Origin of the sequence: Companilactobacillus pabuli (assembly GCF_014058425.1) — a bacterium.
Taxonomy (GTDB): Bacteria; Bacillota; Bacilli; order Lactobacillales; family Lactobacillaceae; genus Companilactobacillus; species Companilactobacillus pabuli.
In genome coordinates, this window is record NZ_CP049366.1 from 1,689,212 (window position 1) to 1,704,532 (window position 15,321).

The window sequence follows — 15,321 nt, forward strand, 5'->3', positions numbered from 1 at the left end:
GTGATTATATCCTTATTGGGGGGATTATTATCAAAAAATTAGTTTATTTACTTTCATTAATAATTCTTAGTTTTGGGGCTTTTTTGGCGTTTAATTTGAATAATGTACGAGCAATTTCTGAATATTCGGGACTATCAGAAAACGCTTCTCTATATAAGCTTTTGAGTGACGATGATCACGTTCCTAATGGATTGTCAGATGTCAGTCAATGGTTTGATATTGCCAATTTAAATAACGGCACTAATAATGCTAAACTGTTGCCACCAAATTCAGGTAGCAATTTTACTAGCCGCAATGTTATTGAAATCACCGATAAAGACAAGACTGGTAGCTTCGGGGCAGTTTGGTCTAATCTCAACGCTTCAGATAAAGCTAATCAAAATTATATCGATATTAATAAAAAACAAACTGTCTCAATGTGGCTACTCTTTGGTGGTGGTCGTAGCAATGGTAATTACGGTGACGGAATGGCTTTTGTTTTACAAGGACAAGGAGCTGACGCCTTCAATCATCAATTAATCACCAATACTCCTGTCGGTGGTGAAACGATGGGTGTTTGGGGCGTACCCCTCAGAACGACTGTTGCAGAATTAGCTAGCTCAGCCATCCAAAAGAGTTGGGCACTTGAATTCGATACTAAGTTTAACGGCGATAACAGTATAGACAGTTATTATGATGTACCCTTAAATTCATTTCCTGATCCAACACAAATCAATCATATTGCCTATAGTTACCCTGGTGATTCAAGTTCATATACCTTTGATTCAGAAAATGATTATCCTGAATTGATTCACTATGATCCTACTTTTAAAATCAATGGACAAAGAAATATTTTAACCGACCAACAATGGCATCATCTAACCATCACTTGGACACCAGAATCAATGACTGATACTGGTAAACCAATGATTACTTACAAATTTAATGATGAAACTCTAGATGGTGCTCCTAAAGATGCCGATATTGAAAAAAACGTTAATATTGATTTATCAAAAATGCATCTGGATGGCTTAACTAAATTGTATTGGGGATTCACGGGCTCAACTGGTACGGATACTGAAACTAATTTGGTAGTCTTTGAATCAGTACCATCAATTGTTGAAGCTGACACTACTAGCAAGTTATTCGATATCACTCAGGCTGACGGTAATGGCAATCCTCGTGAAGTTGGCGATTCTGGCAAGGTCAACAACGGCGATAAATTGTCACTTGAATATGATCTAAAATACCTCAGTGGTTCACAAGATTGGAAATCAATCGCTGCTGATATTGATTTACCCACTAATATTACTTACAGTGGTGGTCAAATCACTTATACAGATGGCACAACACAGAATCTTTCAGTTAATGGAGATTCAACGAATGTAACGACAACTTTAAGTAAAGACATTTCTTCTACTAATAAGTTAGCCAAAATCACTTTCACTGGAACTGCTAAAGCTGACGACAATACTGTTTCAACTCCAGTAGCTAGTCAACATGCTAGTTTTATTGGAACTAACTTGCAGAAAAACGTTATGTCACCAGCATTTACTATCGTTCAACCAAAAACATTAACTTTGACAGCTAACAGCGAAGACAATCAAAAAATTCAAATCTCCGGTCAAACTAACTTAGGTGGTATTGTAGCTTACAAACCAACTGATACGCTCGATGATTCCAAGATAACTATTCATCGAATCATCAATGGTTCTGAAACACCAGATTCAAGCGATGCACCACTTTTAGGAACTTTGAATTCTGATAGTTCAGCTGACACCTTCAGTTACAATGTTTTGGCAAAAGATTTAACTGAAGGTAAAAATACCGTCTCCTTCTATGCTGAAGATGAGAATTTTAATAAATCGAATATCATTAGTTATACAGTCAATGTTGTAGGTGACTTGATCGTTAATGCAGCTCAAACGAGTCATTTCCAAACTGTACAAGAATATCCAACTAATCGAATGATTCATCGTAGTAAGGACTGGTCTTTGACCGTTAATGATCAACGTTCGAAAAACTCTTCTTGGACTCTACAAGCTCAAGCAACATCCCTTTCTAATGGTTCACAAACTTGGGACAATGGTGGAATAATCTTTGTCGATAAAGATGGTAATATCTATCCACTTACTAACAAAGTCGCAAACATTGCCAACGGAACCAAATCTCAAGATGCTGAACAGCAATTCGACATTGACGACAGTTGGGGCCATGACAATGGTATCTTATTGCAACAAAGCGGCATCGAACCTACTGGTACTTATACTTCTACCATTACTTGGACTGCTATTGATGGAATTGAAAATATTGGTTAAAAAAATACTCAGTAATCAAATTTGATTGCTGGGTATTTTTTTCGAGTTTATAAACAAATTAATTCTATTAAAATTTTTACTTATCTAAACATTTCTTAGCAATTTCTTCAGTTGATTCATCGAAAGCCACAAAGTAAATCCGTGCTTTCAAGTTGAATTCTTTCACTGTTTCGACAGCGATTTTAATGGCATCTTCCAACGGATAACCATAAACACCGGTACTCAAAAATGGAATTGCCAAAGAATTGACTTCTAGTTTTTGAGCTAGTTTCATAATTGATTGATAAGCATCACTTAATAATTCTTCTTCACCATGCTCGCCATCTTGATATCTAGGCCCAACAGCGTGAATGACATAATCAGCGTTTAAATCAAATGCTGGCGTATAAACAGCAGTTCCTGTTGGCGTACCACCAAATTTCAACATCGCTCGACCAAGATCTGGACCTGCTTTTTTATTAATAGCTCCATCAACTCCGCCACCTGGTACTAAAGCTGAATTGGCCGCATTGACAATGGCATCCACATGAAATGGTAAATAAGCAATATCACCTTTAATAACTGAAATCTTTTCCATCATACTAACCCCCTAGAGAGCGTATTTTTCAATAGCCTTTGAGACTCCGTTTTGATTATTAGTCTCTGTTACCACATTAGCACATTTTTGAACTTCAACTGGAGCATTTTGCATTGCAACACCTAACCCAGCAATCTTCAGCATTGGTACGTCATTGAAATTATCGCCCAAAGTCATCGTATTTTCCAAATCTAATTGATAAGTCTTCGCTAGTTCACGTAACGCTTTTTCCTTGGAAACATTACTATTAGTGATCTCTAAATAATTTGGTTTTGATAAGTAAAATGAACTATTTGAGAAATTCAATTGTTTAAAATAATTTAAGGTTTGTTGAATTTGTGCTGCTTCACCAATTAACAACAATTTATGAATCGGTACAGTATGTGTAGAAATTAAATTATCTAAGTTTTTCACTGTTGGATTCATTTTGGTAATATCAGCTTCAATTTGGACCCATTTATCCAAATTATTAACGTACCAGTCAGATCCGGAATATAAATTAATAGAAACTTTTGGGAATTTTTGATCAAGAATTGTAAGCATCTGTTCTACTTCGGTAACATTTAATTCATGGCTCAAAATAGTGGTATAGTTCTTATTCTGCAAATCTTTAACAACTAGAGCACCGTTGTAACAAGCAATTGGATTGTCTAAAACATCCAAGTCTGAAGCAATCTGTTTCATCCCTTCAGGAGATCTAGCTGAAGCCAAAACAAAAGGAACATCTTTTTGACGTAATTTTTTAATAGCAGTTTTTAAACCTGTATCAATCACATTTTCATCATTTAAAATTGTCCCGTCAATATCGCTTAAAATCAGTTTAATTTCACCCATCTAAAACCCTCCTCTATTTCCATTATGACATGAACAATACAGCGTTGCTAATAACGTTTCAGAAATTATCCAATATGCTAAAATTAGAATGATTATAGGAGGATGATTATGAACGGACTCGTTTCATATATGAATGAACTCCAGAGGATATCAGTTTATTGGGGGATTATCACGTTAATTCTTTTTGGTATTTTCTTGGGATTATGGCTTTACGAACCACGTCGATTAGTAAATGGAATTACTTTTACCATCTTTTTTATTAGTTTTTTAGCTGAATTAGCAGTTTTGATTTTTAGCACCGCCAATTTAATATTTATCACCACAATGGGAATACTTTTCCTGATTATCGTGGGTATCATCGTGATTACCTTAGCTATGATGTGGCTGCTTCTCTTGTGGAATGCCTTTATCGTTTGGAAAAGAGAAAGCCACACTTTGTCCAATATGTTGACACTATTATTAGCGATATTTTTAATTGTCTTATGGTTCGCTAATTCTTTCATGGCGGGACATTCGAAATTCTTGCCTGATTGGTTCAACACTTTTATAGCTGGATTGCCGGTCATCGGTACTTATTTAGTAATTTGCTCATACAATTTCTTGGTAAACGTCTTACTGTATCAATTTCTACCTAGACGTTACAAAGCCAATTACTTAATCGTCCTTGGAGCTGGATTGATCAACGGTGACCAAGTTTCGACCTTACTAGGCAATCGCATCAAAGCCGCTATCAAATTTGCTCAAAAGCAAGTTAAAAAAGGACGTCCCGCACCAAAGATAGTCTTTTCTGGCGGACAAGGGCCGGATGAAAAATTATCTGAGGCTCAAGCAATGGCGAAATTTGCAATCGCTCAAGGCTGGGACAAAAATTTAGTTCTTTTAGAAGATAAATCACGTAATACTTTGCAAAATATGCAGTATTCTAAAGCATTAATCCAAAAGGATTTCGGTAGTGAAAAAGCTTATATCAAATTTTTCAGCAATAATTATCACATTTTTCGGGCTGGAATTTATGCTAAAATGGCACACTTGGCCGCTAATGGAATCGGTGCACCAACTCGATTTTATTTTTTGCCCAATGCTTTAATTCGAGAATTTGCAGCTATTTTCTTGATGAACAAGAAACGTCATTTCATCATAATTGGACTAATCGTACTCTTCACCTTGTTGATGGTCGGAATTACTATTTACACAGATATTGCTACTAAATAATATGAATTTCTTTCAAACAAAAAGACATTAACTTTAATGTCTTTTTATATTGCTTTCATATTTACATTTAGTATAAGTATTAATTTAAGAATGCAAGAGGCAGTAAACGTCTTTAACATCCTATTAATTTATTAATATACATTGCTACCCTTTTATTGGAAAGATTCCTGAATACTTTCTAACATTATTTATGAGAAATAAGGGAATTAAGAAAAGAGTAATGATATATGTTAACAAATAAAAAAAGTATTTATTTAGGAGCAACAATTTTTTCAGCAATGATATTAACGGTTCTATCTGGACAAACTGTTAAAGCGGATACAACCAATCCAGTGAATCAATCTGCTACAGTAACCAATGTCTCAAAAAATGAAACAACATCCAGTACAACTAATAGTCAATTGGCGACAGCTACTAATCAAAAGACTTCGAAAGAAAATGAACCTGTAACTAATAATCAATCTGCCACAACTATCAATAATGATTCTAGTAATACAGCTACCGCTCCGGTCACAAATACCGACGATAATACAGACGCGAATACAAATCCAACAACAACTTCTACCAATAACAATGAACCAAATCCATCAATCACCGATAACAGCAACTCATCTGATTCAACGAGTATGGCTTCAACATCTAATACGGATACTTCTACACAAACGGATTCTAGTGAAAATCCAATTAGAGTAACATATCCCACAACTCCTTTATATTCATATACGGTAGAAAATACCCCACCTAGCAATGAAACTTATATTTATAATGGCCTTGCCCAAGATGGTCAACCTAATATTGCCATGCCTTCAACTACGATAGTTAGTCAAACCAATATTACTAATGATACTCAATCATATGCTTTACCAAATAATTTAACTGATGATACCGTAGTAAATTTTAGTGATTCCAATTTAGCCGCCTTAGTCAAAACTAGTTTAGGAATAAAAACAAGCGATAATATTACTGTCGGTGACATTAAAAATTACAAATCAAATTCAATACTTACTATTTCAGGAGATCTACCTAATCAAGTAGAACTACCTCAAGCCATTGAAAGTTTAGACGGCATGCAATATTTAAATTTGTTGCCTAGCAGTGATGCTGTTGATTTGTCAGTGACATTAGCTTCAGATGAAAAAGCTAATCCAAGTTTGGTCCCACTAGACGGCCTAAAATTTTCTAGTTTAACTTTAGACGGTAATTATAGTGATCCATCTAGAAAAGAAATCAATGTTAGTCAAATACCCGATCTTACTATTTTGCCATCATACATGAATGACTCAACATTAAATCTAGATATAACTAATAAATTCTCATTTAATGGCGACGAAGCCTTTAACGGTTTTACTAATGATGATGTAAAGGAAATCGCCCCATGGCTAACTAAATATGCTGACTTAGGTATGACAGGGGACGTATATTTTTATAATTCTACTGTTAGTGACTTTTCATCATTAAAAAATATGAAGCTTTTCCAAGGTCTCTTTAATAATGGTTATTTAATTGCTTGGACAAATAGTTGGAATTATAATCCTAAAACTATTTATGGCGTTATTGATCAACCACTCATATTTAAAGCTGATCCTTTTTATGACAACTCTGGTAACTTATTTGATAATCCTAAAAATGTTTATCGAAATAACGGTACTCTATATAATTTTACTGTTAATGACAAGAATGATACTACTGATTTGAAATACTTGGGCAATGAATATTATGAAATCCAACATCCTGATGGCGATTCAAAAATGCTGGTTTATGGTAATAGTAGTTTAGGTTCTATCGAGCCAAAGGAAGGTAATCCATTTTTTGGAAATGTTATGCATGATCAACCGATAATTTGGCAAGATCATCCCAATGTCACTATCGAATATGTTGATCAAAATGGCAATCCAATCATGTCAAATGGTGTTCCTCTAACTAAAACAGTCAATGGCAATTTGATTGGTGATAGTTTTGATTTAACTAAAGAAGCTAGTCTAAACGGTTATACCTTATTGAGCCCAACTACTAGTTTGCAAGGTAAATATGAACAAGCACCACAAGTTATCAAATTAAGCTATAAGGAAAATCCGGTACCTGTTAGTGCAAGTAATGATGAAGTAAATCCTACAACAGTAAATACATTAGCTACGCCAATTACTATTATTCCAAAAGTCATCGGTACAGTTTCATTGCATGACTTAACTGGTGCTGAAACTGGTAAAGACCTTGTAGTAAATGGTAGTGAAATTACGATTTCAGCCACTGCGATGATCAACGGTCAAGAATATTACCAAATTGGTAACAAATGGGTTTGTGCTGATGATTTTGATATCGTAGAAACTGATAAATTAGGTTACGTCAGAATCTACAATGAAGTAGCCAGTCTAATCAATAGCGATGGCCAATTATTATCCAGAGAATTGGGACCAAATACCGGTTGGAAATTCAATAGAATCGTTTCAATCGACGGTAACGACTTTTATCAAGTAGCCACCAATGAATTTGTTTCAGTCGATAGCGGTGTTCCATATATTCCGATTAATGACAAAACGGATGTTAACCTTACAAAACCCGCTGAACTTTACGATTCACAAGGTCCAGATCTAGATAAAAGTTTACCAACTAAAACTAGTTGGAGAACTGATAGTTATGCCAAAATTAACGGAATTAAGATGTATCGTGTCGCTACTGATGAATGGATTCCAGCCGATACTTTAAATGTGGTACAGACTAAATAAAAATCTCTTAACGTAAAAAAGATATCACTAGAATGCAGCAATCTTGTTGCCGTCCTAGTGATATCTTTTTTTTATTAATAATTACGCTGCAAAATAAAATATGCACTTCTAATTTTATCCGCCGCTTGTGATCTTTGATGGACGAATTTAAACTTCCTATTCAATTCAGCTGGTACGTCAATTCCATGTGCTAATTTAAAACTGACTGAATGACGACCATTTTTATCTAAACTATAAATAACGCTAACTTCTAGTCCATTATCGTAATAAACTTGTGACCAGCGAACATTGTTGGCAGCAAAGTCACTGACCTCTAAAGCTTTGTAAGGTAAATCTAAATCTCGTTCCTTTAAAATTGCTTCAATTCGATTCAAAATCTCTGGTACCTCATCAGCCGGCATAGTAACTAATTCATGTTGATATTTATTCCAAAAGAAGCGAGCCTCATTAGCTCGTAATTTGGCTAAATTTTTGGCAACTGGGGAATCCTCCAGACCCGTAGTTTCTATATTTTCAAAACTTACTTTATATGACATTTTAGACCTCTTAAATTCTTTGTATACATAATGACAATTAATATTATAACTTCAACTACTACTTAACGTTTGGATTTTATACTTTCTTAATATTAAGTCTTGTTTACAAAGATTTTAAAAGTTTATAACGACTTTTCCACAACTACCACTGTATAGCCAGGTACATTGAGTTCTTGCCCCGTTTTTTGATAACCATTCTTCAAAAGGAATTTCTCACTCTTGGCATTTCCTTTAGCAAAAGCTAATTCTACTTTCGATAAACCTTGCTTCGTTAATTCCTTCTCAATTCCGACAAATATCTTAGATCCAATTCCCTTACCTTGAACAGCAGCATCGACCATAAAGAAACCGATCCAAGCAGTTTTTTCATCAGGATAACCGCTGATCAAATCTAAAACAGCGACTAGTTTGTCTTCCTCATAAAAACCAACATAATACTTATCATCCATTGTCTTATTGGTAGGAACGACTTTAATATCCTCCAAAATGGTATGACGATTAGGACGTGGTGGACAGAAATTATAATAACTGTCATTGCTCAAGGCTAACTTCAAAACGTGATCAGCATCTTGAGGTTTAAGTCTTCTTACTTGATAACTTGTGGATAACTTTGTCAAATCTATCATTTTTTCTCCTCTTTTATCCTCTTTAAGACTAAAATGGCTTCTTTGGTGTTCAAGAAGTACTTATCGCGCATCAATTTTAACACTATTTTTGAATCGTTGTGATTGCGGACTATCTCTTTGATTTCACTGACAATCTCTGGAGTATCAAGAATTGATTGAATTTTTTTGTTTACTACGCTTGCTGTAATGAAAATACAAATATAGATTGACAATAATAATCAGTACTAGTAATAGCCAGAACATCGGTATCCTCCAATTTTTTCTTAATTATAACAAAAAAACATCCCTCGCATTGAGAGATGTTTTTGAACCAAAACTGGAAATAATAAATATTAACGTTTTGAGAATTGTGAAGCCTTACGGGCTTTCTTAAGACCTGGTTTCTTACGTTCCTTCATACGAGGGTCACGTGTTAAGAAGCCTGCTGACTTAAGTGATGGTCTGAAATCAGGATCAACATCAAGTAGGGCTCTTGCGATACCATGTCTAATTGCTCCAGCTTGTCCTGAGAAGCCTCCACCGTTAACGTTAGCAATAACGTCATAGCTGTCTGCTGTTTCAGTGACATCTAGAGGTTGTTTCATATCAGCAATCAAATTGTCAAAAGGAATGTAATCTTTGACATCACGTTTGTTGATAGTAATCTTTCCGTTTCCGGGTACTAGGCGTACACGAGCAACTGAGTCCTTGCGACGACCTGTTCCGGCGTATGATACTTGTGCCAAATTCTTTTCCTCCTTAAATTAGTTTGTTGATATCCAACATTTCTGGATTTTGTGCTTGGTGGTTGTGTTCTGAACCTGCATAAACATGCAACTTCTTGATTTCTTGACGACCAAGAGTGTTCTTAGGTAACATACCGCGAATTGAGTCTTCAACAAAGAGTTCTGGCTTTGTATCTCTCTTTTCACCGGCACTAATACTCTTCAACCCACCTGGGTGATCTGAGTGAGAATAATAAATCTTATTCTTAGCTTTCTTACCTGTTAATCTAACTTTATCTGCATTGATGACAATAACATTATCACCTGTATCAACGTTAGGTGTGTAAGTTGGTTTGTTCTTACCTCTAAGAATAGAAGCAACAACAGATGAAAGTCTACCTAAGACAACATCTTCACCGTCGATTACATACCATTTACGTTCAACTTCACTTGCTTTTGCTAATGGTGTTGTACGCACTTTAATTTCCTCCAGTTTCTACGTCTGTTTGACAACTCAATAAGTTTCCGGGGCTTATCGTGGGGCAAACAATACCAGTTACAATAATACTGTGATTTTCATTGTAAGTCAATAATTATCCACAGATTAATCGTAAAAAACTTCTTTTAAATATAGCCCACTAGCAGGTGCTGTTCCTCGTGCTTCTTGGCGGTCTTTTACTTCAAACAACCTCAAGAAATCGTGTACATCCCTGCGCCCATTACCAATCTCTAACAGAGTAGCAACTAAGATTCTAACCATATTATATAGGAAGCCATTGCCTGTAAATTCGAAAACTAATTCGTCATTGTTCTTATTATACACGCATGTCGCCGAATAGATAGTCCTAACTTTATTTTCAATCACACCACCTGAAGCAGCGAAACTCGTAAAGTCATGCTCACCCTCCAAATCCTTGAGTGCAGTTTGGATTTTATCCACAGAGACCTTATAAGGATAGTGGCCTGTGTAAAACCGCTTGAAAGGATCTGTATAATATCCACAGTCAACGCGATATTGATACGTCTTTTTCTTAACTCCGTAACGAGCGTGGAAATTCTCATCGACTATTTCTGAATCCTTAACCAAAACATCCAGTGGCATCAAAGAGTTAACAGCTTTTAACATGTTCAACGCTGGCATCTGTCCTGGATAATCAAAATGGATCACTTGGCCAAAAGCGTGGACTCCAGCATCCGTTCTACCAGAGCCCATGACGTCAATGTGTTGTCCCTTAGTCATTTTAGTCAGAGCTTTTTCCAAAACTCCTTGAACTGTCCGTAAATCATTTTGACGTTGAAAGCCATGGAATTTAGTTCCATCGTAGGCTATCGTCAATTTATATCTCGTCATAAATTAATAACTCCGTAATAATAATAAAATAATCGTTAAACCTAGCATGAACAAAATCGTCAAAGTATCACGCTTTTCCCACTTCAAAACTCGATACTTGCTTCGACCTTCTCCATCCTTATAACCACGAGACTCCATGGCAATTGCCAAATCGTAAGCAATTGAAAAACTACTGACGAACAATGGAATCAAAATCGGTACAAATGACTTAATCCGTTTGATCAAACCACCTTCACCAAAATCGACCCCACGAGCACGTTGAGCATCCATGATCTTGGTCGTTTCATCAACTAATAACGGCACGAATCTTAATGCAATCGACAACATTAAAGCTACTTGGGTCACTGGAAAATTAACTTTTTTCAATGGCTTGAGAATGCTCTCGATTGAATCGGAAATTTCGATAGGCGTAGTCGTCAACGTCAATAAAGTTGAAATAAAAATAATCAACACAAACCGCATGAAGATATAACCGGCAATTACTAATCCCTCTTTGGAGAATGTAAATATCCCCCAGTGCCACATTGGATGACTACTAGGCGTGAACAGCAATTGCAATGCGACCGTGAACAAAATCAACCAAAAGACTGGCTTTAATCCTTTGATAAAAAAGCCAAAATTGATTTTCGACAAATAGACAGCAAAAACCACAAATGCTAATAAAAAGGCATAAGATGCAACGTTATTAGCCAAAAAGACTATCCCCACAAAATAAAACGTTAATAGGAATTTACCTCGCGGATCTAGATGGTACAACAGTGAATCCCCAGGTAAATACCTTCCCAAAATTATCTTATCCATTTAATCACCTAACTGTTGTTTGATTTCTTTTCCTAAGGCTTCAATTGTAATTGGCAATTTATCGAAGTGAAAGCCCTGACTGCTCAATTCCTTGGCAAATTCAGCACTCTTAGGTAGCGACAACAGATCCTCTTTTAATAAATCTTGTTGATTAAAAACGTTCTTTGGTAAACCAGTCGCAATTAGTTTTCCACTGTGAATAACTGCCATCTCATCAGCGAAATTAGCCACGTCATCCATATTATGCGTAATCAGGATAATTGTCTTACCTTTTAATTGCAAATCCTTAAATAAGCCCATAATCTCCGCACGACCTACAGGATCCAATCCGGCTGTTGGTTCATCCAAAATAATTGTTTCAGGATCACTAGCTAACACTCCAGCAATCGCCACACGACGCATTTGACCACCAGATAAATCAAAAGGTGACTTCTGCAAATATGATTCATCAAGTCCAACTAATTTGATCATCTTTTTAGCAGCTTCTTTAGCATCCTCTTCACTAGCTCCAAAATTCATTGGTCCAAACATAATATCTTTTTGAACCGTATCTTCAAATAATTGACTCTCAGGAAATTGAAAAACCATACCAATATTTTTACGCAATGACTTCAGATTCTTGTTGTTAGTTTCTGAAGTTATCTTGCGGTCTCCAACCAAAATCGTTCCTGACGTTGGTTTGAGCAAAGCATTAATATGACGAACCAAAGTTGATTTACCACTACCAGTTTGCCCAACGATAGCCGTAAATTTCTTATCCTTGATTGTCATAGAAACATCATCTAAGCCAAGACTTGCTGTCGGACTACCCACGTTATAAGAATGGGTCACATGTTCGAATGTAATTTCCATAGTTGTTCCTTCAACTCCTCTTCACTCAGATACCCTTCAGGCAATTTTACACTATCCCTTAGTGTTTGGACTAACTGACTTGAAAATGGCTCCTCAAGTCCAAATTTAGTCAAATTAGGTCCAATATCGTAAATAGATGCCGGTGTTCCTTCTTGAACAATTTTCCCATCATTAATGACTACAATTCTTTGCGACAATTCTGTCTCTTCAATATCGTGTGTAATAGAAATAATTGTTAAATCTTGTTCCTGACGTAGTTTTTGAACCAAATCAAGAACCGTCTTTCTACCGTCAGGATCCAGCATACTAGTAGACTCATCCATTATGACAATCTGTGGTTTAGTCGCCAACACCCCAGCAATAGCAACACGCTGTTTTTGACCACCAGACAATGACTGAGGATCACGTGTTTTGAAGCCTGACATCTTAACTAAATCCAATGCTCGATCGATTTCTTTAACCATTTGTTCTCGAGGCATACCTTGGTTCTCAAGTCCAAAGGCTACATCATCTTCCACTGTTGCTCCAACGAATTGATGATCAGGATTTTGGAAAATAATTCCAATTTTAGTTCTAGCGTCCCAAATGTTCTCTTCGTTAATGATTTCCCCATCAATAGCAATAGTTCCAGAATCCGCCTCAATCAAGCCATCAATCAATTTGGTCAAAGTTGACTTACCACTCCCATTTTTCCCAACAATCGAAAGCCATTCGTTTTTATAAATATCTAATGACAAATCATTGATAGCTGGTGTTTTTGAATCAGGATAAGTATAAGTTAAATTCTTTATTGATATGATTTTTTCCACAGCGTTATCTCCCTAACCGTGTGACATACATTTATAATACCAAAATTTATGTAAAAAAAAATCATTCGACAAATTAGTGTCCCCTTTTAAAGAGATCTCAGAGATAGACTTAGTCTCGCGACCATCATCTTAACACTCACTAATTTATCAGAATGACTGATTTTTTAAATATTAATAAACAATTATTATTAAACTAATTCAATAACAACCATTGGTGCAGCATCTCCACGACGTGGAGTTGTCTTCAAGATACGTGTGTATCCACCATTACGTTCTTTGTAACGAGGTGCAATATCACTGAAAAGTTTTTGAAGAGCTGATTGTACAATAACTGCATCATCATCTTCTGTAATGTTAGCAACTTCGTTTCTAACATAAGCAGCAGCTTGACGACGAGCATGCAAATCACCGCGTTTACCTAAGGTTATCATTTTTTCTGTTGTACGACTGATTTCTTTAGCACGTGTTTCAGTAGTAACAATGTGTTCATTAATGATTAAATCAGTAGTTAAATCGCGTAACATAGCTTTTCTTTGTGAACTGTTACGTCCTAATTTACGGTAGCCCATGTCTATACCTCCTGTTTGAATTTGATAGTATTAGTCTTCTTGCTTCAATGACAATCCAAGATCAGCAAGCTTTTCTTTAACCTCAACAAGTGACTTGCGTCCAAGATTACGGACACGCATCATATCTGCTTCGGATTTTTCAGTAAGCTCTTGCACAGTATTAATACCGGCACGCTTCAAACAATTATATGAACGAACTGACAAGTCAAGTTCTTCAATAGTCATTTCAAGTTTCTTCTCTTTTTGAGTTTCCTCTTTTTCAATCATCATGTCAGCACTCTTAGCTTCTTCAGTAAGGTTTACAAAACTGTTTAGATGTTCTGTAAGAATCTTAGCTGATAAACTAATAGCTTCGCGTGGTCCAATTGAACCATTTGTCCAGATATCGATTGTTAATTTGTCGAAGTCGTTTCTCTTACCCACACGAGTGTTTTCAACTTGATAGTTAACTTTTTCTACAGGTGTAAAAATAGAGTCAACTGGAAGAACACCAATAGGTGTTTCGTCCGTCTTATTTTGTTCTGCAGGAGTATATCCACGACCATTTTTAATTGTCATTTGCATGTGGAAGTGTCCACCCTCAGCAACAGTACAAATAAATTGTTCTGGATCGAGGATTTCCAAGTCATCGTCAGCTTTGATATCTTTAGCTGTAACAGTAGCTGGGCCAACAATGTCAACTTCAGCTTTTAGGCTGTCTTCAGCATAAGATTTAAGCTTTAATTTCTTCACGTTAAGCACGATTTGTGTAACGTCTTCAATTACGCCATCAATAGCTGAGAATTCATGCAATACACCATCTATTTGAATATCAGATACCGCTGTACCAGGGAGTGATGCTAACAATACTCTACGTAATGAATTACCTAAAGTTGTACCATAACCTCTTTCAAGCGGTTCAATAATATATTTACCATAACTACTGCTTTCTTCAACAGAAGTAATAGCTGGCTTTTCAAATTCGATCATTCGGTTAGTTCCCCTTTCAAAACGAAATGTGTGTAGCGTAGTTCATATGGGTATACAACCATTCTATACACGACGACGCTTTGGAGGACGAGAACCATTGTGAGGAACTGGTGTAACATCACGAATAGCAGTAATTTCCAAACCAGTAGCTTGTAGTGAACGGATTGCAGCTTCACGACCAGAGCCTGGTCCCTTAACAGCTACTTCAACTGTTTTCATACCATGTTCCATTGATTCCTTAGCAGCAGCTTCTCCAGCCATTTGTGCAGCAAATGGTGTTGATTTACGACTACCCTTGAATCCTAATGCACCAGCTGATGACCATGAAACGGCATTACCGTTAACATCAGTGATCATAACAAGTGTGTTATTGAATGTTGAGTGGATATGTGCCACGCCAGATTCAATATGCTTTTTAGTACGGCGTTTACGACCTTTATTTTGTGCCATGATTAACCTCC

16 protein-coding genes are annotated in these 15,321 nt (G+C 36.1%); 3 read left to right on the forward strand and 13 right to left on the reverse strand.

Going from position 1 to position 15,321, the window contains the following annotated elements:
* The first annotated feature begins 95 nt into the window (after positions 1-95).
* Positions 96-2,297 carry an L-type lectin family protein gene (locus G6534_RS08205; RefSeq protein WP_182082584.1) on the forward strand — a complete coding sequence of 734 codons (2,202 nt, stop codon included), beginning with the start codon at positions 96-98 and terminating at the stop codon, positions 2,295-2,297.
* A gap of 76 nt (positions 2,298-2,373) precedes the next feature.
* Here the strand turns inward: G6534_RS08205 and G6534_RS08210 are convergent, their stop codons facing one another.
* Positions 2,374-2,877, reverse strand: a complete 504-nt coding sequence (locus tag G6534_RS08210; RefSeq protein WP_369833213.1) for a macro domain-containing protein — start codon at positions 2,875-2,877, stop codon at positions 2,374-2,376.
* A 9-nt stretch (positions 2,878-2,886) separates the two neighbouring features.
* On the reverse strand, positions 2,887-3,708 hold the full coding sequence (locus G6534_RS08215; protein WP_059073699.1) for a Cof-type HAD-IIB family hydrolase: 822 nt from the start codon (positions 3,706-3,708) through the stop codon (positions 2,887-2,889).
* Between the two features lie 108 nt (positions 3,709-3,816).
* Between G6534_RS08215 and G6534_RS08220 the strand changes: the two genes are divergently transcribed.
* Together G6534_RS08220 and G6534_RS08225 are read left to right on the forward strand one after the other, a co-directional pair.
* Positions 3,817-4,920 carry a YdcF family protein gene (locus G6534_RS08220; RefSeq protein ID WP_059073698.1) on the forward strand — a complete coding sequence of 368 codons (1,104 nt, stop codon included), beginning with the start codon at positions 3,817-3,819 and terminating at the stop codon, positions 4,918-4,920.
* A 227-nt stretch (positions 4,921-5,147) separates the two neighbouring features.
* Complete coding sequence (locus G6534_RS08225; RefSeq protein WP_059073697.1) at positions 5,148-7,643, forward strand: MucBP domain-containing protein; 2,496 nt, start codon at positions 5,148-5,150, stop codon at positions 7,641-7,643.
* A gap of 74 nt (positions 7,644-7,717) precedes the next feature.
* Here the strand turns inward: G6534_RS08225 and G6534_RS08230 are convergent, their stop codons facing one another.
* The 11 genes from G6534_RS08230 to rpsK all read right to left on the reverse strand — a co-directional run bounded on the left by G6534_RS08230 (position 7,718) and on the right by rpsK (position 15,310).
* On the reverse strand, positions 7,718-8,179 hold the full coding sequence (locus tag G6534_RS08230; RefSeq protein ID WP_059073696.1) for a hypothetical protein: 462 nt from the start codon (positions 8,177-8,179) through the stop codon (positions 7,718-7,720).
* Positions 8,180-8,301: 122 nt separating this feature from the next.
* Positions 8,302-8,805, reverse strand: coding sequence for a GNAT family N-acetyltransferase (locus G6534_RS08235; RefSeq protein WP_182082585.1), 504 nt, complete (start codon positions 8,803-8,805; stop codon positions 8,302-8,304).
* Between the two features lie 332 nt (positions 8,806-9,137).
* Complete coding sequence (gene rpsI / locus G6534_RS08240; protein WP_010018559.1) at positions 9,138-9,530, reverse strand: 30S ribosomal protein S9; 393 nt, start codon at positions 9,528-9,530, stop codon at positions 9,138-9,140.
* Positions 9,531-9,543: 13 nt separating this feature from the next.
* Positions 9,544-9,987 (reverse strand): 50S ribosomal protein L13, encoded by a 444-nt coding sequence (gene rplM, locus G6534_RS08245; protein ID WP_057814576.1) that lies wholly within the window; start codon positions 9,985-9,987, stop codon positions 9,544-9,546.
* Positions 9,988-10,113: 126 nt separating this feature from the next.
* Positions 10,114-10,860: a tRNA pseudouridine(38-40) synthase TruA gene (gene truA, locus G6534_RS08250; RefSeq protein WP_182082586.1), complete on the reverse strand. Its 747-nt coding sequence runs from the start codon at positions 10,858-10,860 to the stop codon at positions 10,114-10,116.
* Positions 10,861-10,863: 3 nt separating this feature from the next.
* Entirely contained in the window at positions 10,864-11,661 is a 798-nt protein-coding gene (locus G6534_RS08255; RefSeq protein ID WP_059073693.1) for an energy-coupling factor transporter transmembrane component T family protein, read from the reverse strand.
* Positions 11,662-12,513: an energy-coupling factor transporter ATPase gene (locus G6534_RS08260; protein ID WP_059073692.1), complete on the reverse strand. Its 852-nt coding sequence runs from the start codon at positions 12,511-12,513 to the stop codon at positions 11,662-11,664. It abuts the gene before it with no gap.
* Complete coding sequence (locus tag G6534_RS08265; RefSeq protein WP_059073691.1) at positions 12,489-13,322, reverse strand: energy-coupling factor ABC transporter ATP-binding protein; 834 nt, start codon at positions 13,320-13,322, stop codon at positions 12,489-12,491. The genes G6534_RS08260 and G6534_RS08265 overlap by 25 nt, the downstream gene beginning before the upstream one ends.
* Positions 13,323-13,510: 188 nt before the next feature.
* The gene (rplQ, locus tag G6534_RS08270) at positions 13,511-13,891 is read right to left on the reverse strand and encodes a 50S ribosomal protein L17 (RefSeq protein ID WP_010018551.1); all 381 of its coding nucleotides are present in this window, start codon (positions 13,889-13,891) and stop codon (positions 13,511-13,513) included.
* A 30-nt stretch (positions 13,892-13,921) separates the two neighbouring features.
* The gene (locus G6534_RS08275) at positions 13,922-14,860 is read right to left on the reverse strand and encodes a DNA-directed RNA polymerase subunit alpha (RefSeq protein WP_010018550.1); all 939 of its coding nucleotides are present in this window, start codon (positions 14,858-14,860) and stop codon (positions 13,922-13,924) included.
* 63 nt (positions 14,861-14,923) lie between these two features.
* Entirely contained in the window at positions 14,924-15,310 is a 387-nt protein-coding gene (rpsK, locus tag G6534_RS08280) for a 30S ribosomal protein S11 (protein WP_057814566.1), read from the reverse strand.
* Positions 15,311-15,321: the final 11 nt, after the last annotated feature.

Coding starts and splice junctions, on each gene's coding strand:
- G6534_RS08255 (WP_059073693.1), bottom strand. CDS start 11,661: ATGGATAAGATAATTTTGGGAAGGTATTTACCTGGGGATTCACTGTTG.
- G6534_RS08210 (WP_369833213.1), bottom strand. CDS start 2,877: ATGATGGAAAAGATTTCAGTTATTAAAGGTGATATTGCTTATTTACCA.
- G6534_RS08235 (WP_182082585.1), bottom strand. CDS start 8,805: ATGATAGATTTGACAAAGTTATCCACAAGTTATCAAGTAAGAAGACTT.
- G6534_RS08260 (WP_059073692.1), bottom strand. CDS start 12,513: ATGGAAATTACATTCGAACATGTGACCCATTCTTATAACGTGGGTAGT.
- G6534_RS08220 (WP_059073698.1), top strand. CDS start 3,817: ATGAACGGACTCGTTTCATATATGAATGAACTCCAGAGGATATCAGTT.
- G6534_RS08225 (WP_059073697.1), top strand. CDS start 5,148: ATGTTAACAAATAAAAAAAGTATTTATTTAGGAGCAACAATTTTTTCA.
- G6534_RS08215 (WP_059073699.1), bottom strand. CDS start 3,708: ATGGGTGAAATTAAACTGATTTTAAGCGATATTGACGGGACAATTTTA.
- G6534_RS08275 (WP_010018550.1), bottom strand. CDS start 14,860: ATGATCGAATTTGAAAAGCCAGCTATTACTTCTGTTGAAGAAAGCAGT.
- G6534_RS08230 (WP_059073696.1), bottom strand. CDS start 8,179: ATGTCATATAAAGTAAGTTTTGAAAATATAGAAACTACGGGTCTGGAG.
- rpsK (WP_057814566.1), bottom strand. CDS start 15,310: ATGGCACAAAATAAAGGTCGTAAACGCCGTACTAAAAAGCATATTGAA.
- rplQ (WP_010018551.1), bottom strand. CDS start 13,891: ATGGGCTACCGTAAATTAGGACGTAACAGTTCACAAAGAAAAGCTATG.
- truA (WP_182082586.1), bottom strand. CDS start 10,860: ATGACGAGATATAAATTGACGATAGCCTACGATGGAACTAAATTCCAT.